Consider the following 19134-nt stretch of genomic DNA (forward strand, 5'->3'; position numbering starts at 1 on the left):
TTAAAGTTGTTTTACCATGGTCAACGTGGCCGATTGTACCAACGTTAACGTGGGGTTTTGTACGTTCAAATTTTTCTTTAGACATTTATCGTCCCTCAAATGTAATACAAATCGGTGGTGAATCACCACATTAACCAAGTATCATATTTAATATCAATATAATACTAACTTAAAATTAGCTCTGAATGATAACAGATAAAGCCATCGAGTGACAAGCTTTAAAGCAGTCAAATTCGATATTTTTAGAAGTTTAGGAGATTAACAAGAATGGTGCTGATAGGCAGATTTGAACTGCCGACCTCACCCTTACCAAGGGTGCGCTCTACCAACTGAGCTATATCAGCAATTGGAGCGGGCAGCGGGAATCGAACCCGCATCATCAGCTTGGAAGGCTGAGGTAATAGCCATTATACGATGCCCGCATGTTCAAACTCGGCTACCTAAATGCTTCAATTAGCTATTGCTAATATTAGATATGTGGTGGTGGGGGAAGGATTCGAACCTTCGAAGTGTGACACGGCAGATTTACAGTCTGCTCCCTTTGGCCGCTCGGGAACCCCACCCCGAATCTTTATAATTTTGTTTACTTAGGAAAATGGTGCCGGCTGCCGGAATCGAACTGGCGACCTACTGATTACAAGTCAGTTGCTCTACCTACTGAGCTAAGCCGGCCTAAGTGCTGCGCATTATGGACTAGAACATTTAAGCTTGCAAGCAAAAAAATCAAATTTTATTTTGTTTGCTTAAAAAAAAATCAAAAACATAAAAAAAACCTGAAATTTAAGCTATTTCAGGTTTTTATTTAATCAAAAATAATATTTTAAATTATTTCTTCTTAGCGACTTTTTTCTTTGATTCAACTACTACACCTTTAGCGGCAGTATGCATTGCAACATCCTCGCTGATGTCACCTTTATCTTGATATGGACGTCCATAATAAGTATCAAGTAGAATTTGTTTTAATTCAGCAATTAAAGGATAACGTGGATTTGCTCCAGTACATTGGTCATCAAAGGCATCCACAGCAAGTTGATCAACTTGCGCTAAAAATGCTTTTTCATCTACACCAAATTCTTTAATAGAAAACGGTATATCAAGCTCTATTCTAAGTTGATCTAGCCAAGCGATCAGTTTTTCAACTTTCTTCTCATCTTTATCACTTGCGGATGTTAATCCTAAATGGTCGGCAATTTCTGCATAACGACTTACCGCTTTAGGATAACCGTATTGGCTAAACGTACCTTGTTTAGTTGGTTTATCGGTTGCATTAAATCGCACTACATTACTAATAAGCATTGCATTAGCAAAACCATGAGGAATATGGAAAGCAGCGCCAATTTTATGCGCCATTGAGTGACAAACACCTAAAAATGCTTGAGCAAAAGCGACACCCGCTAATGTTGCCGCACTATGCACTTTTTCACGCGCAACAGGGTTTTTCGCACCATCTTTATAACTTGCAGGTAAATAAGTTTTTAACAAACTTAATGCTTGTAATGCTTGACCATCAGAAAACTCACTCGCCATGATAGACACATAAGCTTCTAAAGCATGAGTTACTGCATCATAACCACCCGCAGCACAAAGTGATTTTGGCATATTCATTACTAAATTAGCATCAACAATTGCCATGTTAGGCGTAATGGCATAATCGGCTAATGGATATTTTTGACCAGTTGCATCATCTGTTACCACGGCAAATGGTGTTACTTCAGAACCGGTACCCGATGTAGTTGCTACACAAATTAATTTAGCTTTTTTACCCATGTTAGGGAAGTGACAAGTACGTTTACGAATATCCATAAAACGCAGCGCTAATTCATCAAATTTTGTTTCTGGGTGTTCATAAAGTACCCACATGATTTTAGCCGCATCCATTGGCGAACCACCACCCAAAGCAATAACAGTATCGGGTTGGAAGTCTGTCATTGATTGTGTTCCTTTACGAACAATACTTAAGGTTGGATCAGCTTCAACATCAAAGAAGGTTTCGCAAATTACGCCTTGTGCTTCTAATTGATCAGTAATTTGTTTTGAATAACCGTTATTAAATAAAAATTTATCAGTAACTAAAAAGACGCGTTTTGCTCCTTGCTCAATTATTTCATTTAAAGCAACAGGTAGTGAGCCACGTTTAAAATAGATAGAACTTGGTAATTTATGCCATAACATATTTTCTGCTCTCTTAGCGATGGTTTTCTTGTTAAGTAAGTGTTTCGGTCCAACATTTTCAGATACCGAGTTACCCCCCCAAGAACCACAACCCAATGTTAAAGATGGCGCTAAATCAAAGTTATATAAATCACCAATACCACCATGTGCAGCTGGTTGGTTAATTAAGATACGACACGTTTTCATTTTGCTGCCAAAATAAGCAATTCGCTCACGATTACTATCTTGATCAGTATAAAGAACAGAGGTATGACCCATACCACCCATTTCAACTAATTTTTCGGCTTTTTCGACAGCTTCATTAAAATCTTTTGCTTTGAACATAGCCAATGTTGGTGAAAGTTTTTCATGCGCAAAAGGTTCTGACAAATCAACTTTAGTCACTTCACCGACAAGGACTTTTGCACCTGCAGGGGCTTTAAAGCCAGCCATTTCAGCAATCTTGGTTGCTGGTTGACCAACAATGTTAGCATTTAAAGCACCCTTATCATTTAAAATAATGCCTTGAACGGCTTTAGTTTCTTTAGCATTTAAAACATATGCACCATATTGTGTTAATAAACGTTTAACTTCATCGTACACAGAATCAACAACAACAATCGCTTGTTCAGATGCACAGATCATGCCGTTATCAAACGTTTTAGACATAAGTACAGAGGCAACAGCACGTTTTAAATCAGCCGTTTCATCAATAATAACTGGCGTATTACCTGCCCCAACACCTAGTGCTGGTTTACCTGAGCTGTAAGCCGCTTTAACCATACCTGGACCACCGGTTGCCAAAATAGCAGCAACATCATCGTGATGCATTAATGCATTCGATAATTCAATAGAAGGTTCATCAATCCAGCCAATAATATCTTTCGGTGCACCAGCTTTAATTGCAGCATTTAAGACGATTCGAGCAGCTTCAATAGTTGATTTTTTAGCTCTAGGATGTGGAGAAAAAACAATGGCGTTACGAGTTTTTAAGCTGATTAAAGATTTGAAAATTGCGGTAGAAGTAGGGTTGGTTGTTGGAACGATACCACAAATAATACCTAAAGGTTCAGCTAAGGTTATTGTTCCGTATGGTTCATTTTCTGCAACAACACCACATGTTTTATCATGTCGGTATTTATTTAGAATGTACTCAGCAGCAAATAAATTTTTAATGACTTTATCTTCTACTATTCCCATGCCTGATTCTTCTACAGCTTGTTGAGCTAGTGGGATTCTAGCTGCTGCAGCTGCTGTCGCGGCTGCGACGAAGATTTTGTCGACTTGCTCTTGAGTATAAGTTGAATAAGTTTCCTGTGCTTTTTTAACACGGGCCATTAACTCATTTAACTCATTCATGTTGGTTACTGCCATAGATTTCTCCTTGAAATTAAAAAAATAAATCTGGATCGTTTGGCTTCTTCCTTGAATTTTAAATGCTTCAGCATAACAACTAAACGAAATTGTCGTTATCCTAAATCAGTTTTTTACTTTATACAATAATATTGCACAAAAAATAAATATAGCAGACAAAATGAAAGTGATTAACAGAATAAATAACAACAAATATCGGTTATTTTTTTGATAAAAAACCATTTTTAGACAAAAATGGTCATGAGTTAACAATTAATGTTTAATATTAATAATATAGAGGGGTGTATCGTTATATTTTAGACAATTTATTTAACACATAACTAACTGCAACAAAACCAAAGGTTGCTGTAACGGTTGTAATTGCCCCAAAACCCGATGCACAATCCATTTTTTTCGCGCCATCGGCATCACTTTTGGTAAAGCAAATTTGACCATTTTTAGCTGGATAAGTGAGTTGTTCGGTTGAGAAAACGCAAGGAATTGAATATTTACCTTTACTGTCTTTATTGAGTTTATAATCGTTTTTTAAGCGTTCGCGTAACTTAGCCGCTAATGGATCTTGAATCGTTTTGGCTAAATCAACGATCCTAATTTGGGTAGGATCTTTTTGACCGCCAGCCCCACCAATCGTGATCACCTTTAACTTCTGCCGTTTACAATATGCCAATACCGCAGCTTTATCACGGACACTATCAATTGCATCAATGATATAATCATAACGTGGTAACTGTTTGCTGCCTAAATAGTCGCTAACATTATCAACATTAATAAAATCATCGATCTCATTAACAATGCATTCAGGATTGATCTGCAAAATTCTATCAGCCATAACCGCTGTTTTGGCTTTGCCGATAGTTGTTGTTAAGGCATGAATTTGACGATTGGTATTGGTGACACAAACATCATCCATATCAATCAATGTAATTTGACCCACACCACTACGCGCTAGTGATTCAGCTACCCAAGAACCTACCCCACCTATGCCTATCACGCAGATATGGGCACGAGCAAAAGAAGCCAATGCAGATTCACCATATAACCGCGCAATTCCGCTAAAACGTTGAAAGTAACTATCAGAAAATGTGTTACGCATAATCACCATTGTTATATCGAAATTTTGCAATACTAGCAGTGCATAACGATTAACGCAACTAACGCTGCTATTCTTGTCATTGATGTTATCAGTATTAGACTGGTAAATTAACTATTTACGTCCTAATTTCAATATCTCTTGTACCATTTGTTTAGTATGGGTTTGCATATATTTTACTAAATGGTCATTTTTTTCATTAAGTAGAATGAGATAAAAACGATTACGAGCCAGATGGGTTGATTCATCATAAGTACTGACAATTAAATAACCTATACCATTTTTTGCATCAGTTCCTACGGCATAATAAACGTTACCTTCTTGAGTGACTTTCGGATCAGATGAACGCATTGCGATTTGCAATTTAAAGAGTTTTTGAGCATCTTGAGCATTGGCAACAATATCATCCATAATGATGAAATAATCTTCATAATAGGTTGCTGATTTAGGATCTTGCATGTACATAATTGCACGCTTATCATTAGGATTACCTGAACCACTATCACGACTTTGATTATATATATAATAGGTTTTATTGTGGAAATCTAATTTTTTGGGTAAATCATAAGTTGGTAATTTTTGATTAATTACCGTTAACATCGGACCATAATTGCTAGGTTGATAATTACTTTCTAAGGTCCCACAACCAAACAATAATATTGAGATAAAACTGATTATAACTTTTTTCATTTTGTTTCCTTCATGAGCTAAGTAAAAACACAATAAAATAATAAAATTTTACTACGACTTTACTTACTTGCTGATTTGCTATCCTTTTTTGTTATGGTTTAGAAAATTTGATTAATTCATCTATTAGCTTGGTGGTTTGAATTGGATTTATTGTTTGGTAAAAATCACTATTTTTTGCATCAATATGATACATTAAAGCCTTTATTACAACAAAGCCTTTTGCTTGGTCAAATTGTTGAGTATAGATATAGCGCCCATTTACTTTGAAATCAATACCTTCAACATATTTCACATTTTTGTAAGATTTAATTTCCGGATTTTCATTATCTCGTAGTTTTAATTGCGTTAAAAAAACTGTCATCGCATCTTGTTCATTATTGACAACTTCATACATAATAAAAATCCGAGCATTATCTACATCATTACTATAAAGTACGATCTGTCTTTCATTGGATTGCTGTGTTTTTTCTGTTTTATCTGTTTTTACTTTATTAAAATTCACATTGAAAAATTTTTTTGCTCAGATACTTGAATGGATGGCAATGCTTTATCGGAGCGAAGAATAAAAGTTTTATCTGATTGAGGTGCACTTAATACTTGATTAAATGATATGTTTAATACAAAGCATGCTGTAATAATAATTAAAAATCTTTTCATACACACCATCCTATTTGTTTGTTTAACAAACATACCTTTATGCTGATTATAAACTTTTTGAGTCTGTAAACAATTGATTATTCATTATCACTAAACGAAAGCATTTAACGTAAAATTAGCCGTTTTATTAGTTAACTTTATTTTTATTTTTATACTGAAATGCATATATTTCCTAAAACTTCTTTATAAAAGTACCATCATTGTTTTTACCAATTTGAAAATTGAAATCTTTCTCCCTATGATGAGCAATTGAACGGATATTATTTGCCATTTTACACCATTCAATCGGCGCTTTAACCCGGCTAAAAAATAAAAGGTTTAATCACATATTCGATATCGGTATGTGGCATAGCCACAACATAAGGTTCAGTCAGTAGTACGGTTGAATATAACGATTCTCGTTGCTTAATAGCGAGTAAAAAGGAGTCTTACCCATAGCTTTCTAGTTTTAAAATAGGAAACGTAAAATCAAAAAATTGATCGGCATTGTCGACGCGTTCATCTAACACAATGAAATTTTCAAAAAATAGTTGGTGGTTAGATTTATCTCCCATCTTATCCTCCATATTGTGAAAGCAAATTGCCAAACGCAGGCTTTACTGGTAACTACCTAAATTAAATCAACTTATTTTTTATATAGTTAATTTTAGAGAAGAAAAAATAAGGCTAATTGATTTGTTACCAAATAGTATCCATGTGATTGCTCGTCATAGGGATAACCATAAAAAAGAAAAACAAGAAAATCGCGTTTTAGATTATCAGATGGAAATAATAGACAGAAAGTTATGTGATACCTTGTCTTTTTCGATATACAAGGCATCACAAAATAATCGCTTAGTTTTTGAAGGAGTGAATTGGCGCAGGAATACGGCCGCCACGATTAATAAAATCGCATGAACTATATTTATTAACCGGCATAACGGGAGCATGACCAAGTAAACCACCAAATTCGATATTATCGCCAACCTTTAACCCAACAGCCGGAATAATTCTGACAGCGGTCGTTTTATGGTTGATAACACCAATTGCAGCCTCATCAGCAATGATTGCCGAAATAGTTTCGGCAGGCGTATCGCCTGGAATCGCAATCATATCAAGTCCTACCGAACAAACACACGTCATTGCCTCGAGTTTTTCTAAATTCAGTGCGCCATTATTAACTGCATCTATCATACCAGCATCTTCAGAAACCGGAATAAATGCACCACTTAAACCACCCACATGACCACAAGCCATAACACCGCCTTTTTTAACAGCATCATTAAGCATAGCGAGTGCTGCTGTAGTGCCATGTGTACCAACAACTTCCAATCCCATTTCTTCTAAGATATGAGCAACAGAATCACCAATAGCAGGCGTTGGTGCTAATGATAAATCAACAATCCCAAATTTTACGCCTAAACGCTCAGAAGCTTCTTTACCAACAAGTTGCCCCATGCGGGTAATTTTAAAAGCGGTTTTTTTAATCGTTTCGGCAACGACATCAAAAGATTGGCCTTTTACTTTTTCCAGTGCGCGTTTAACCACTCCTGGGCCACTGACGCCAACATTAATAACACAGTCAGCCTCACCAACGCCATGAAAAGCCCCAGCCATAAATGGGTTATCTTCAACCGCATTAGCAAAAACCACTAATTTTGCACAAGCCATACTGCTATTATTTGCAGTCAAACTAGCTGCTTGTTTGATAATTTGCCCCATCTGCTTAACTGCATCCATATTGATACCAGTTTGAGTTGAGCCCACATTAACCGATGAACATACACGTTCTGTTTGAGCTAATGCTTGCGGAATGGAGTTAATTAAAATTTCATCGCCTTTATGGTAACCTTTTTGCACTAAAGCCGAAAATCCACCAATAAAGTTAACCCCAACAGCTTTAGCTGCCGCATCAAGCGTTTTTGCAAACTCAACATAATCTTTATCGTCACTTGCACCTGCAATTAACGATATAGGTGTAACAGAGATGCGTTTATTGATAATAGGAATACCAAATTCTGAAGTGATCTCATCGCCAACTTTAACTAAATTTTTGGCAAGACGAGTAATTTTTTCAAAGATCTTTTGACGCGCTTTTTCACCATCACTATCAATGCAATCTAGTAGGGAAATACCCATGGTTATTGTGCGGATGTCAAGCTTCTCTTCCTCTATCATTTTAATGGTTTCGAGGATCTGTTTTGTTTCCATTAGTATTATCCTTCAGTAATGAGTATCAAATTTAGATTATAGGCGATGCATAGCATCAAAGATTTCTTCACGTTGAATATTGACTTTAACTTTCAGTTTTTCACCCGATTGAATTAATGCCGTTTTTACCTCATCAAAGCTCACTTTGATTTTAGATAAATCTAACAACATAATCATGGTAAAGTATTCATCCATAATAGTTTGGCTTACATCTAAAATATTAATATCCAATTCATAAAGCTTTTGACTAATACCTGCAATAATCCCTGTTTGATCTTTACCTATAACCGTTAAAATGGTTTTCATAACACTCTCCAGCACAATTTTTACACAGTTAAAAAATATTTATAGCGTTGATTATAATAACATCTTCAAAAATTATCGAAATAGGAGTAGATTGTTTTTTTAGAAATAATAAAGACGATTACAACAAATTGAAAGGGCTGCATTATGGTAAATTTTCAAAAATCAAATAAATTGGATCATGTTTGTTATGATATTAGAGGACCTATTCTCGATCATGCCAAACGTCTAGAAGAAGAAGGACAAACGATTCTTAAACTCAATATTGGAAATCCCGCCCCATTTGGTTTTAATGCGCCTGATGAACTCCTTGTTGATGTAATTCGTAATCTACCAACTTCGCAAGGATATTGTGATTCCAAAGGTCTTTACTCAGCCCGTAAAGCAGTTATGCAACATTATCAAGCAAGAGGGGTTTCAAATATTGATGTTGAGGATATCTATATTGGTAATGGTGTATCAGAATTAATCGTACAATCGATGCAAGCCTTACTAAATAGTGGCGATGAAGTGCTAGTACCTATGCCAGATTACCCATTATGGACAGCTGCAATTAGTCTATCTGGCGGAAATGCCATTCACTATTTATGCGATGAAGAGGCCAATTGGTCACCCGATTTAGAAGATATCAAACGAAAAATCACGCCAAAAACAAAAGGGATTGTTATCATCAATCCAAATAATCCAACAGGTGCGGTTTATAGCAAAGAAGTATTACTAGAAATTGCCGAAATTGCCCGTCAAAATAATTTGATTATTTTTGCTGACGAAATTTATGACAAAATTTTATATGATGATGCAGTCCATTATTCTATTGCTGCATTAGCCCCTGATTTATTTGTTGTCACCATGAGCGGCTTATCAAAAACTTACCGTGTTGCAGGCTTTAGACAAGGTTGGATGGCACTTTGTGGCCCTAAACAACATGTAAAAGGCTATATTGAAGGCTTAAATATGCTCGCTTCAATGCGACTATGTGCTAATGTACCATTACAACACGCTATTCAAGGTGCGCTTGGCGGCTACCAAAGTATTAATGAATTTATTGTTCCGGGTGGTCGACTTTATGACCAGTGCATGTTGGCATGGCGTTTACTTAATGATATACCCGGTGTTTCGTGCACTAAACCACAAGGCGCTTTATACTTATTTCCAAAACTTGATCAACAAAAATTCAATATCCATAATGATCAAAAATTAGTGTTAGACTTTTTATTGCAAGAAAAAGTATTGTTAGTACAAGGAACTGGATTTAACTGGCATAAACCCGATCATGTTAGAATTGTGGCTTTACCTCATACTGGTCAGCTTGAAGATGCTATTGGACGATTTGCTAAATTCTTATCTAGTTATAAACAATAAACAAAATTATCTACTTTAGGATTCTCCCCCCTCTTTTTGCTGCTTGAGAATTAGAGGGGTTAAACAAAAACACTACAATCATATTTAATTAACTTAAAATCGTTTATTAATAAATTTTAATCGACACAAATTATCACTAACTAAATTTATCTATTACGGTTTAAACTTATTGTCTCAAATCTCGTTACACCAGCTGTACTGATACTTGCTCAACAAGATTATTTAAGAAATGATGCCAATATTCACTGCCAATTTATGCTAACGCCAATAAATCAGCTTGCCGCGAAGACTAACATTCTAATTGTTTGAATTAGTTGCTAAAAGAACATCTAAAATAGCATGATGATATAGGGTAATCACTATCAGCAGATTTTGTTAAAAAAGACGCTAAAGTTGAGTTTTTAACTCAATGTATTATAAAAAAAGCGCTATCAAAAGCGCTTTAATCGAAAAATGAATCAAATTTATTTTTTGATTCCAGCAAGTTTTGCACGAATATTTTCTGCACGATCTTTTGACGATGGGTGTGTACTTAAAATTGAAGAACTATCACCTTGAGCAGCTAATTTATCAAATGCAGTAGCAAGTCCTGCTGGATTAATCTTTCTTTTCACTAAGAAATCGAACGAGTAGTCATCTGCAGCGGTTTCTTGTTTTTGTGAAAATTGTGAATTGATAACTTTTGCAGCTAAATCACCTAATTGTGATTGAGAAATTGATGAAACTACACTGTTTCCTGATGCCGCAGCAGCATCACGAGCAATTTCAGTAGTATAAGCCACTTGCATTGCTTTTTTGCTATGACCTAAAGCAACGTGACCTAATTCATGACCGAGTACACCTTCAACTTCATTATCGTTCATCAAGTCCATCAGACCGCTATATACACGCACACAACCATTTGCCATTGCCCACGCATTAACATCTTTAGTTAAATAAACTTTATAATTAACTGGTGTACCCTCAACATTATTACCAAGCGCTTTAGCAATTTTATTGAGTCGTTTAGTATAAGTACTATTAGCCGGTGCAATTTTTGATTGAGCATCCATTTGAGCACAAGCTTCTTGACTTAATTGCTTAACATCATTATCACTTAAAGTTACCGCTTTAAGACCTTTCATCCCCAAATTAACTGCATCATTTGGGTTGATATTACAACCAACTAGAGACATTACTGCAACCAAAGGTAGCGTAACTAATAATGTTTTTTGATGTTTTTTCATATCATTTTCCTTATATTATAAATATATCAACTTTTATCTAATTTTTAGTGAGTTTCGAAAAATTTTAAACTAACTTGCGTAATAATCAATAAATAATTGCTTGTTTTATACTAGAAAAAAGAATTACTTGCTTACCTATATCAGGAAGCTTAGACTATTGGGTCATTTTTTTGAGGTATATAATTATGCAATTATCTGATTTTGACTTCACTCTTCCCAAAGAACTTATAGCCAAGCACCCGTCAGAAACAAGAAGTGCATGCCGTCTGTTATCACTTGATGGTGCAACAGGTCAGATAGAACATGGCGTCTTTTCCGATATTATCGATAAAATCAATCCTGGCGATTTACTGGTTTTTAATAATACTCGAGTAATTCCTGCTCGGGTTTATGGTAAAAAAGCCTCTGGTGGTAAAATTGAGATCTTAATTGAACGATTGTTAGATAATCATCGCGCGCTAGCCCACATAAAAGCATCAAAATCACCTAAAGAAGGCGCTGAATTAATATTAGGCGAAGATGCATCGGTTAATGTAATTATGCTCGCTCGGCACGATAGTTTATTTGAACTACAATTTCCTGATGATGTGCTGACAATCTTAAATAAAATTGGCCATATCCCATTACCGCCTTATATAGATAGGCCCGATGACAGCCATGATCGTGAAGTTTATCAAACCGTTTACAGTAAAATACCGGGAGCGGTTGCCGCCCCGACTGCCGGATTGCATTTTGATCAACCTTTATTAGAAAAATTAAAACAAAAAGGTATTGAGATGGCTTTTGTAACCTTACATGTTGGTGCCGGCACATTCCAACCCGTCAGAGTAGAAAATATAGAATCACATGTGATGCACGCTGAGTATGCACAAGTCCCGCAATCAGTAGTTGACGCTGTTTTAGCATGCAAAGCAAGAGGCAATAAAGTCATAGCAGTTGGAACAACCTCGGTTAGAGCACTGGAAAGCGCGGCACAAAAAACCGGTAAGATTGCACCATTTTTTAATGACACTCAAATATTTATCTATCCTGGTTATCACTTTAATGTTATCGATAGCTTAATTACTAATTTTCACTTACCTGAATCAACATTAATTATGCTGGTTTCTGCGTTTGCTGGTTATCAAAATACAATGAATGCTTATCAAGAAGCTGTCAAACAACAATATCGTTTTTTTAGTTATGGCGATGCTATGTTCATTACTAAACAAAATCAACAATAACAGTTAGAATTATTTCAATCTTTCACCTATTGCCGATTGAATATCAAAATTAGGCAGGTCTTTTTTAACTAAACAAGTTGTCAAAGTTACTTGCCACTCATCTTATCTAAAATATTATTGATACGCTTTAAAGTTGAAGGATGTGAAGCTGGATCTTTTACAGCATGAATAGGCATTTTAGATAACATACCAACTAAACCAATAGGATCAATGTTTTGGTTAACTAATAAGTCAAAAGCATAATTATCTGCCTCTATTTCATGTTGCTGAGCAACAGCTTCTTTTTGGAAGATAACAATTTCATTCACTTTGTCAGCAAGTTCGATGTAAGAAGCTTGTTGAAACGAACTAACAAAATGTTGTAAAGCAATATGAGCCTGTTCATGAGCAATAACTGCTTGTAATTCAGCATCATTTAATAGTTTTATTAAACCACTATTTATGCGAATACAACCATTGGCTGTGGACCATGCATTTGGCTCAGTATCAAGATAGACTTTATAATTTAATTTAATATGATTAATCGTTTGTGGTAATGTTGAGGCGACTCTATTTAATCGTTGGCTCATTTTATGATAACTAGCAGGAATTACTGCTTTTTCATCCATTTCCATACAAGCAAGCTGGCTCATTGCCATAATATCAGAAGGCGATAACCGACTCGCTACATCAGCAGAAATTAATTTTAAGGTACTTTTATTGTGACTTTGACAACCTACCAAACAAAATAGCAATACATAAACGAGCCAAAATAACGACAAAAAACTTTTCACAAACGTCAAAAACCTTCTAAATATTGTCTAATACGGTCAGCCACGCTAAACTAGGCGCCGAAAAATCATAATACAATGACGTATTATATCAATAATTCGCGCCAAACTGTTTATTTGGTCGCAAGAGGTTAACAAAAAAATGAAATTTGAATTAGATAATACCGACGGCTTAGCGCGCCGTGGACGAATGAAGTTCGATCGCCGTGGCGTTGAATATACAGTTGAAACACCAGCATTTATGCCGGTGGGTACTTATGGTACCGTCAAAGGTATGACTCCCGAAGAAGTCGCTGCAACCGGCGCACAAATCCTATTGGGAAATACTTTCCATTTATGGTTAAGACCGGGACAAGCAATTATGCGTAAACATGGTGATTTACATGATTTTATGCAGTGGCCAGGTCCGATTCTAACCGACTCAGGCGGATTTCAAGTATTTAGCCTTGGTGATATCCGTAAAATTAAAGAAGAAGGTGTCTATTTTCGCAATCCAATTAATGGCGATTCTATTTTTCTTTCGCCAGAAATTTCGATGGAAATCCAATATGATCTTGGTTCAGATATTGTCATGATCTTTGATGAATGTGCCCCTTTTCCAGCAGAGTGGGACTATGTCAAAAAATCGATGGAAATGTCTTTACGCTGGGCAAAACGGAGTCGTCAACGCTTTGATGAACTCGGTAATAAAAATGCCTTGTTTGGTATTGTCCAAGGTGGCATCCATCAAGAATTACGAGACATTTCAATTAAAGGATTAACCGAAATTGGTTTTGATGGGTATGCTGTTGGCGGATTAGCTGTTGGCGAGCCAAAAGCCGACATGCATCGAATTTTAGAAGGGACTTGTCCACAATTACCTGCTGATAAACCTCGCTATTTAATGGGTGTGGGTAAACCAGAAGATTTAGTTGAAGGCGTCCGCCGTGGTATTGATATGTTCGATTGCGTCATGCCAACACGTAATGCCCGTAATGGTCATCTATTTGTGACTGATGGTGTGATAAAAATCCGTAATGCTAAATATAAAGATGACACAACACCACTTGATCCACATTGTGATTGTTACACCTGTAAAAATTACACCAAATCTTATCTTCATCATTTAGATAAATGTGGTGAGATTTTAGGCGCTCGTTTAAATACTATTCACAATTTACGCTATTATCAACGCTTAATGGCAGAGATTCGAGAAGCAGTTGCTAACAAACGTTATGAAGAATTTGTTACCGAATTTTATCAACGTATTGGCAAAACACCAGCACCTTTCTCTATATAATTAAGCAAAGCGCATAATTTTTTAATGTAACTATTGACAGTTTATGGTGAGCAAAGTATTATGCGCATCCTAACGGCGAGTAGCGCAGCTTGGTAGCGCAACTGGTTTGGGACCAGTGGGTCGGAGGTTCGAATCCTCTCTCGCCGACCAATTTTAAATAAAAGAGCCTGCTCAATGAGTGGGCTTTTTTTATTATTCGCTTCAGCTTAAAGGATAAGAACCGACGGAGGTTCGAGCCGAGCGCAGCGAGACAACGTTGCTTTAGCAACGGCCCAACGGGCGAGCATAAAATGCGAGTTATCCTCTCTCGCCGACCAATTTTAAATAAAAAAGCCTGCTCAATGAGTGGGCTTTTTTATTATTCGCTTTAGCTTAAAGGATAAGAACCGACAAAGGTTCGAGCCGAGCGCAGCGAGACAACGTTGCTTTAGCAACGGCCCAACGGGCGAGCATAAAATGCGAGTTATCCTCTCTCACTGATCAATTTTTTTATGATCTTCACTTTATAAACTTGCTCTTGATTGAATCACCGGTACTAATGTTGATAAATCAGGTTTTGCACACTCTAGCTGTTTATTTAATCGATTTAACAACATAGCAGCGGTGTATTGACCAATTTGCTTTGATGGTAAAGCCACTGTTGTTAAAGTTGGAAAGCTGACTTGACTAAATTCATTATTACCAAATCCACTTATTGCTAATTGATAAGGCACGCGAATGTGTCGACGTTGGCACTCATACAATACGCCACAAGCTAATTCATCGGTTGTACAAATTAGTGCATCAAGTTCTGGCCAATTAAGTAGCATATCGGGTAATAATTCACTACCAGTAGTAAAGTTAGCCGGTTTAGCCGCATTGATGATGCGATGAGTGGGTAAATGATAAGCTAGCATGGCTTTATGCCAACCATGTAAACGTTGTTGAAATAGTTGATACTGTTGATTCGCACAAAGTAAACCAATATGGCGATAACCTTTTTTTATAACGTGCTCGGTCAATACATACATCGCAAGGCTATCATCTAGGCCAATATGGGCATTGTCTAATTCATCAATTTGTTGTCCTATGTTAACAATTGGTACGGCTTTATTATCAATCACTTGATTAATTAACGCATCATTGTTGATATAAAATAGTACAATCGCTTTAAGATTGTGATTATATAAGGTTTCTAATAATTGTGATTCACGATGGTAGTAATGGCAAGCTTCAATGATTAATGTGGTATAACCCTGTTTGGCTAATTGAATTTGTAAGGTATTAAGTAAAATGTGTGTAGAGTTATCATAGATTTGGTCAGTAACAACTGCAATAACTTGATTATCGGACGCTGATGCTAGCAAGCTAGCTGCCACATTGGGTTTATAACCAAGCGTCTGAACAGATAATTGAATTTTTTGGCGTAGCTTATCAGACACCCTTTCAGGTGTTCGCAGCGCTCGCGATACAGTCATAGCGCCAACACCTGCATGTTTAGCTACATCAAATAAGGTTATTTGTCCTGTACTCCTACGTTTTTTTATATCCTGCATTTCTTATCCCAATTGAATATTATCAAAGCTGTTATTTAACACACGACTCATAACATACTTGTTAACAAAAAAGAGGACATAAGCCCCAATACTATACATAGTAATCTGTCTGAATGATAATTTTATGAGTGTTTAGTTGAAAATGTTATCTACATCACAAAATCAATAAAATTTTACTTAACTTTGATAGCGCTATCACATTTCTATTATTTTTTAATTTTTATTATTTCCCAATATGTTAGTTTGTAAAAAAATACTTAAGGTATCGATTTTAATGGAGGAAAAATGTTAGATAAATGGTTAACTAACCAGACAGTTAATATTGTCGATTCCGTTGATGATTGGAAAGAAGCAATACAACTTTGTGCTAAGCCATTATTAGAAAGTAATGCCATTTCACCTAGTTATATCCAAGCTATTTTTCAACTACACCAATCCATTGGACCTTACTATGTTTTAGCACCAGGTATTGCCATGCCACATGCTAGACCAGAGCAAGGGGTGAATCAATTAGGTCTATCTATGCTATTAGTTAAACAAGGCGTTGATTTTAATTCGCAAGAAAATGATCCCGTCTATTTAATTACTTTATTAGCCGCGAGTGATAGTACCAGTCATATTGAAATGTTAACCCAATTAGCCGCGCTATTTGGCGAATCAAAAGATATGCAGAGAATTTTTCAAGCACAACAACGCGATGAAATTTTGGCTGTAGTTAAACACTATTAACTTTAATAAAAAATAAAAGGATAAACAAAATGAAAATTATGGCAGTTTGCGGTTCAGGCCTTGGTAGTAGTTTTATGGTTGAAATGAATATCAAAAAAGTTCTGAAAAAATTAAATGTTGATGCTGAAGTTACCCATGCGGATCTTGCTTCAGCAACCCCAGATCAAGCAGATTTATTTGTCATGACCAAGGATTTAGCGGCAAGCTCTGGCATTCCAGCGGACAAATTAGTTATTTTAAATAATATTATCGATATCAACGATTTAGAAGCAAAACTCGTTGAACATTTCGCTAAACATTAATGATATTATGAGGACTTGCTATGATACAAGAAATAGTAAAGTTTATTGTTGATATTTTAAAAGTACCTTCAATATTAGTTGGACTTATTGCCATGGTTGGGCTTATTGCTCAGCGCAAATCCTTTGCTGACACCGTCAAAGGTACCATTAAGACCATTTTAGGTTTTTTAGTATTAAGTGGTGGGGCAACCGTACTCATTAGTGCTATTACCCCATTAGGCATGATGTTTGAACAAGCGTTTAAATTACAGGGTATTATTCCAAATAATGAAGCTATTGTTTCAATGGCACTTAACGAGTATGGTGCAGCAACAGCGTTAATTATGGCCTTTGGTATGGTTGCCAATATTATCGTTGCGCGTTTTACTCGTTTAAAATTCATCTTCTTGACCGGTCACCATACTTTTTATATGGCTTGCATGATAAGTATTATATTAACGGTAGCGGGGTTTGAGGGATGGCAATTAGTCTTCACCGGATCATTAGTACTTGGCTTAATTATGGCCTTTTTCCCTGCACTCGCACAACCGCAAATGCGTAAAATAACCGGTAATGATGATGTCGCTTTTGGTCACTTTGGTACATTAGGTTACGTTTTAGCGGGTTGGCTTGGAATGGCAGTTGGTAAAGGATCTCGTTCAACCGAAGAGATGAATCTACCTAAAAATCTAAGTTTTTTACGTGACAGTTCGATTTCAATCTCATTAACCATGATGATTATCTATTTAATTCTTGCTATCTTTGCTGGCTCTAACTACGTCGAAACGACTTTAAGTAAAGGTGATAACTATCTCGTTTATGCCATTATAGAAGCCATTACTTTTGCCGCAGGTGTATTTATCATCCTACAAGGTGTACGCTTAATTCTAGCTGAGATTGTCCCTGCATTTACTGGTTTTTCTGAAAAATTAGTGCCGAATGCTAAACCCGCTTTAGACTGCCCTGTCGTATTTCCTTATGCACCAAATGCAGTATTAATTGGCTTTCTATGTAGTTTTTTAGGTGGATTAGTCGGACTATTTGTACTTGGACAATTAAACTTAGTATTAATTTTACCGGGCGTTGTACCGCATTTCTTCTGTGGGGCAACCGCTGGAGTATTTGGTAATGCAATGGGCGGCCGTCGTGGTGCCATGCTTGGTGCATTTGCCAATGGATTATTGGTAACATTCTTACCTGTGATGTTATTACCAGTTTTAGGTTCACTTGGTTTTTCAAATACTACGTTTTCTGATGTTGATTTTTGTGGTGTCGGTATCATCCTCGGTAATATGGCAAAATGGTTTAATAAAGATGTGATAATGGCAATTATTGTAGCTATCTTCGCTTTACTCGTTATTTTTAACTATACGATAAAACCTAAAAATAGCAAAAACGATAAAGCATAACCAATATGCTTTATTTTATTCAAAAGCTATACCAGACTAAACCATAGTCTGGTATTTTTTTATGGGTGCATTATAGACTTACTAATAATTTATCGCTTATAGTTAATCATTATTACCTTACATTCGGCTATGCACAAAGCACCATGATAAGCTTTTTTTACTATCGATAAGCTATATTTGCCTTGAGTGTTTGACGGTTAGAATAATGACACAGACAATATATTTATAAGAAATAAGGAACAAATAATGACTACTAGCCAAGCTGAGAGTATTTTAGTCAATCCCAATATATTACTAAAAACTGCTAATAATAGTTATGCTAAAGATCTATACAATGTCATTGATTTCAATCGAAACTATTTTAGCCAATTTATGGCATGGCCTAAATTTGTGATAAACGAGTTAGATACAGCTCAATTTTTACAAGAGTGCGAGTTAAAACATCAACAAAATCAGAGTAAAACCTATGTCATTATACAAAATGATAGGGCTGTCGGTATATTGTCTTTCAATCAAATCGATGCTAACAATAAAACAGCTTATATTGGATATTGGCTTGCTAGTCGAGCTGAAGGAAAAGGTGTTATGACTCAAGCAGTCCAAGCGCTTACCAACTACTATGCATCACAAAAAATTATTAAACGGTTTGTTATTAAATGTGCTGTTAGTAATATAAAAAGCAACGCTGTAGCAAAGCGTTGTGGTTTTAGTTATGAAGGAAGATTAAAACAAGCCGAATACTTAAATGGGATTTATCATGACCAAAATATTTATGGACTGATTTCAACTTATATGTAAAACAACAATGAACATCTGTCAGTAAAACTGAAAACTCAACGATTGTCATTTTTAATAAAATAACCGG

General features: G+C 35.9%; 18 protein-coding genes, 5 tRNA genes and 2 other RNA genes. 10 read left to right on the plus strand and 15 right to left on the minus strand.

All coding sequences use genetic code 11. The features are described from left to right. From J3U56_RS09545 to J3U56_RS09600, 12 genes are all read right to left on the minus strand, one after another. Positions 1-85: GTP-binding protein (locus tag J3U56_RS09545; protein WP_010312103.1), on the minus strand; the 85-nt coding region annotated here is incomplete at its 3' end. 183 nt (positions 86-268) lie between these two features. After that, a tRNA-Thr gene (locus tag J3U56_RS09550) sits at positions 269-344 on the minus strand. 3 nt (positions 345-347) lie between these two features. Then, a tRNA-Gly gene (locus tag J3U56_RS09555) sits at positions 348-422 on the minus strand. Between the two features lie 56 nt (positions 423-478). Beyond that, positions 479-563, minus strand: a tRNA-Tyr gene (locus tag J3U56_RS09560). A 33-nt stretch (positions 564-596) separates the two neighbouring features. Beyond that, positions 597-672, minus strand: a tRNA-Thr gene (locus J3U56_RS09565). Positions 673-825: 153 nt separating this feature from the next. Then, positions 826-3525 (minus strand): bifunctional acetaldehyde-CoA/alcohol dehydrogenase, encoded by a 2700-nt coding sequence (adhE, locus tag J3U56_RS09570; RefSeq protein ID WP_267344653.1) that lies wholly within the window; start codon positions 3523-3525, stop codon positions 826-828. A gap of 289 nt (positions 3526-3814) precedes the next feature. Beyond that, positions 3815-4618 carry a tRNA cyclic N6-threonylcarbamoyladenosine(37) synthase TcdA gene (gene tcdA, locus J3U56_RS09575; protein ID WP_267334326.1) on the minus strand — a complete coding sequence of 268 codons (804 nt, stop codon included), beginning with the start codon at positions 4616-4618 and terminating at the stop codon, positions 3815-3817. Between the two features lie 111 nt (positions 4619-4729). Then, positions 4730-5305: a hypothetical protein gene (locus tag J3U56_RS09580; protein WP_267334325.1), complete on the minus strand. Its 576-nt coding sequence runs from the start codon at positions 5303-5305 to the stop codon at positions 4730-4732. Between the two features lie 91 nt (positions 5306-5396). Next, positions 5397-5807, minus strand: coding sequence for a hypothetical protein (locus tag J3U56_RS09585; RefSeq protein WP_267367489.1), 411 nt, complete (start codon positions 5805-5807; stop codon positions 5397-5399). A gap of 583 nt (positions 5808-6390) precedes the next feature. Next, positions 6391-6516 carry a hypothetical protein gene (locus tag J3U56_RS09590; RefSeq protein WP_267367491.1) on the minus strand — a complete coding sequence of 42 codons (126 nt, stop codon included), beginning with the start codon at positions 6514-6516 and terminating at the stop codon, positions 6391-6393. 280 nt (positions 6517-6796) lie between these two features. Beyond that, complete coding sequence (locus tag J3U56_RS09595; RefSeq protein ID WP_065634041.1) at positions 6797-8152, minus strand: PFL family protein; 1356 nt, start codon at positions 8150-8152, stop codon at positions 6797-6799. 36 nt (positions 8153-8188) lie between these two features. Beyond that, positions 8189-8458: an ACT domain-containing protein gene (locus J3U56_RS09600; protein WP_065634040.1), complete on the minus strand. Its 270-nt coding sequence runs from the start codon at positions 8456-8458 to the stop codon at positions 8189-8191. Between the two features lie 144 nt (positions 8459-8602). Here J3U56_RS09600 and J3U56_RS09605 point away from each other — a divergent pair, with 144 nt between their 5' ends. Next, entirely contained in the window at positions 8603-9817 is a 1215-nt protein-coding gene (locus J3U56_RS09605) for a pyridoxal phosphate-dependent aminotransferase (RefSeq protein ID WP_267334322.1), read from the plus strand. A 464-nt stretch (positions 9818-10281) separates the two neighbouring features. Here J3U56_RS09605 and J3U56_RS09610 read toward each other — a convergent pair whose 3' ends face one another. Continuing rightward, on the minus strand, positions 10282-11043 hold the full coding sequence (locus J3U56_RS09610; RefSeq protein WP_267344659.1) for a M48 family metallopeptidase: 762 nt from the start codon (positions 11041-11043) through the stop codon (positions 10282-10284). Positions 11044-11228: 185 nt separating this feature from the next. Here J3U56_RS09610 and queA point away from each other — a divergent pair, with 185 nt between their 5' ends. After that, complete coding sequence (gene queA, locus J3U56_RS09615) at positions 11229-12266, plus strand: tRNA preQ1(34) S-adenosylmethionine ribosyltransferase-isomerase QueA (protein WP_267344661.1); 1038 nt, start codon at positions 11229-11231, stop codon at positions 12264-12266. An 86-nt stretch (positions 12267-12352) separates the two neighbouring features. Here the strand turns inward: queA and J3U56_RS09620 are convergent, their stop codons facing one another. After that, positions 12353-13039 carry a M48 family metalloprotease gene (locus J3U56_RS09620; protein ID WP_267367493.1) on the minus strand — a complete coding sequence of 229 codons (687 nt, stop codon included), beginning with the start codon at positions 13037-13039 and terminating at the stop codon, positions 12353-12355. Positions 13040-13178: 139 nt separating this feature from the next. Here J3U56_RS09620 and tgt point away from each other — a divergent pair, with 139 nt between their 5' ends. The 4 genes from tgt (at position 13179) to J3U56_RS09640 (ending at position 14798) form a co-directional block, all read left to right on the plus strand. Continuing rightward, positions 13179-14315, plus strand: a complete 1137-nt coding sequence (gene tgt, locus J3U56_RS09625; protein ID WP_267334318.1) for a tRNA guanosine(34) transglycosylase Tgt — start codon at positions 13179-13181, stop codon at positions 14313-14315. Positions 14316-14388: 73 nt separating this feature from the next. Beyond that, positions 14389-14465: transfer RNA gene (locus J3U56_RS09630), tRNA-Pro, on the plus strand. Positions 14466-14507: 42 nt separating this feature from the next. Next, positions 14508-14632, plus strand: a non-coding RNA gene (locus J3U56_RS09635) — RtT sRNA. A gap of 41 nt (positions 14633-14673) precedes the next feature. Then, positions 14674-14798: non-coding RNA, RtT sRNA (locus tag J3U56_RS09640), on the plus strand. 20 nt (positions 14799-14818) lie between these two features. Here J3U56_RS09640 and J3U56_RS09645 read toward each other — a convergent pair. Beyond that, a complete protein-coding gene (locus J3U56_RS09645; protein ID WP_267367495.1) occupies positions 14819-15850 on the minus strand; it encodes a LacI family DNA-binding transcriptional regulator in 1032 nt (343 codons plus the stop codon). Between the two features lie 285 nt (positions 15851-16135). Here J3U56_RS09645 and J3U56_RS09650 point away from each other — a divergent pair, with 285 nt between their 5' ends. From J3U56_RS09650 to rimL, 4 genes are all read left to right on the plus strand, one after another. Then, a complete protein-coding gene (locus J3U56_RS09650; protein WP_267344666.1) occupies positions 16136-16579 on the plus strand; it encodes a PTS sugar transporter subunit IIA in 444 nt (147 codons plus the stop codon). Between the two features lie 29 nt (positions 16580-16608). Further along, entirely contained in the window at positions 16609-16881 is a 273-nt protein-coding gene (locus tag J3U56_RS09655) for a PTS sugar transporter subunit IIB (protein WP_065634032.1), read from the plus strand. Positions 16882-16901: 20 nt separating this feature from the next. Then, entirely contained in the window at positions 16902-18269 is a 1368-nt protein-coding gene (locus J3U56_RS09660) for a PTS ascorbate transporter subunit IIC (RefSeq protein WP_267344668.1), read from the plus strand. A 246-nt stretch (positions 18270-18515) separates the two neighbouring features. Further along, on the plus strand, positions 18516-19067 hold the full coding sequence (gene rimL / locus J3U56_RS09665) for a 50S ribosomal protein L7/L12-serine acetyltransferase (RefSeq protein WP_267367498.1): 552 nt from the start codon (positions 18516-18518) through the stop codon (positions 19065-19067). Positions 19068-19134 lie beyond the last annotated feature (67 nt).

The sequence above is a fragment of the Gilliamella sp. B2824 genome (genome assembly GCF_026536245.1).
Classification (GTDB): Bacteria; Pseudomonadota; Gammaproteobacteria; order Enterobacterales; family Orbaceae; genus Gilliamella.

Coding starts and splice junctions, on each gene's coding strand:
- J3U56_RS09645 (WP_267367495.1), bottom strand. CDS start 15,850: ATGCAGGATATAAAAAAACGTAGGAGTACAGGACAAATAACCTTATTT.
- J3U56_RS09580 (WP_267334325.1), bottom strand. CDS start 5,305: ATGAAAAAAGTTATAATCAGTTTTATCTCAATATTATTGTTTGGTTGT.
- tcdA (WP_267334326.1), bottom strand. CDS start 4,618: ATGCGTAACACATTTTCTGATAGTTACTTTCAACGTTTTAGCGGAATT.
- J3U56_RS09655 (WP_065634032.1), top strand. CDS start 16,609: ATGAAAATTATGGCAGTTTGCGGTTCAGGCCTTGGTAGTAGTTTTATG.
- adhE (WP_267344653.1), bottom strand. CDS start 3,525: ATGGCAGTAACCAACATGAATGAGTTAAATGAGTTAATGGCCCGTGTT.
- J3U56_RS09610 (WP_267344659.1), bottom strand. CDS start 11,043: ATGAAAAAACATCAAAAAACATTATTAGTTACGCTACCTTTGGTTGCA.
- J3U56_RS09660 (WP_267344668.1), top strand. CDS start 16,902: ATGATACAAGAAATAGTAAAGTTTATTGTTGATATTTTAAAAGTACCT.
- J3U56_RS09590 (WP_267367491.1), bottom strand. CDS start 6,516: ATGGGAGATAAATCTAACCACCAACTATTTTTTGAAAATTTCATTGTG.
- tgt (WP_267334318.1), top strand. CDS start 13,179: ATGAAATTTGAATTAGATAATACCGACGGCTTAGCGCGCCGTGGACGA.
- J3U56_RS09595 (WP_065634041.1), bottom strand. CDS start 8,152: ATGGAAACAAAACAGATCCTCGAAACCATTAAAATGATAGAGGAAGAG.
- J3U56_RS09605 (WP_267334322.1), top strand. CDS start 8,603: ATGGTAAATTTTCAAAAATCAAATAAATTGGATCATGTTTGTTATGAT.
- queA (WP_267344661.1), top strand. CDS start 11,229: ATGCAATTATCTGATTTTGACTTCACTCTTCCCAAAGAACTTATAGCC.
- rimL (WP_267367498.1), top strand. CDS start 18,516: ATGACTACTAGCCAAGCTGAGAGTATTTTAGTCAATCCCAATATATTA.
- J3U56_RS09600 (WP_065634040.1), bottom strand. CDS start 8,458: ATGAAAACCATTTTAACGGTTATAGGTAAAGATCAAACAGGGATTATT.
- J3U56_RS09650 (WP_267344666.1), top strand. CDS start 16,136: ATGTTAGATAAATGGTTAACTAACCAGACAGTTAATATTGTCGATTCC.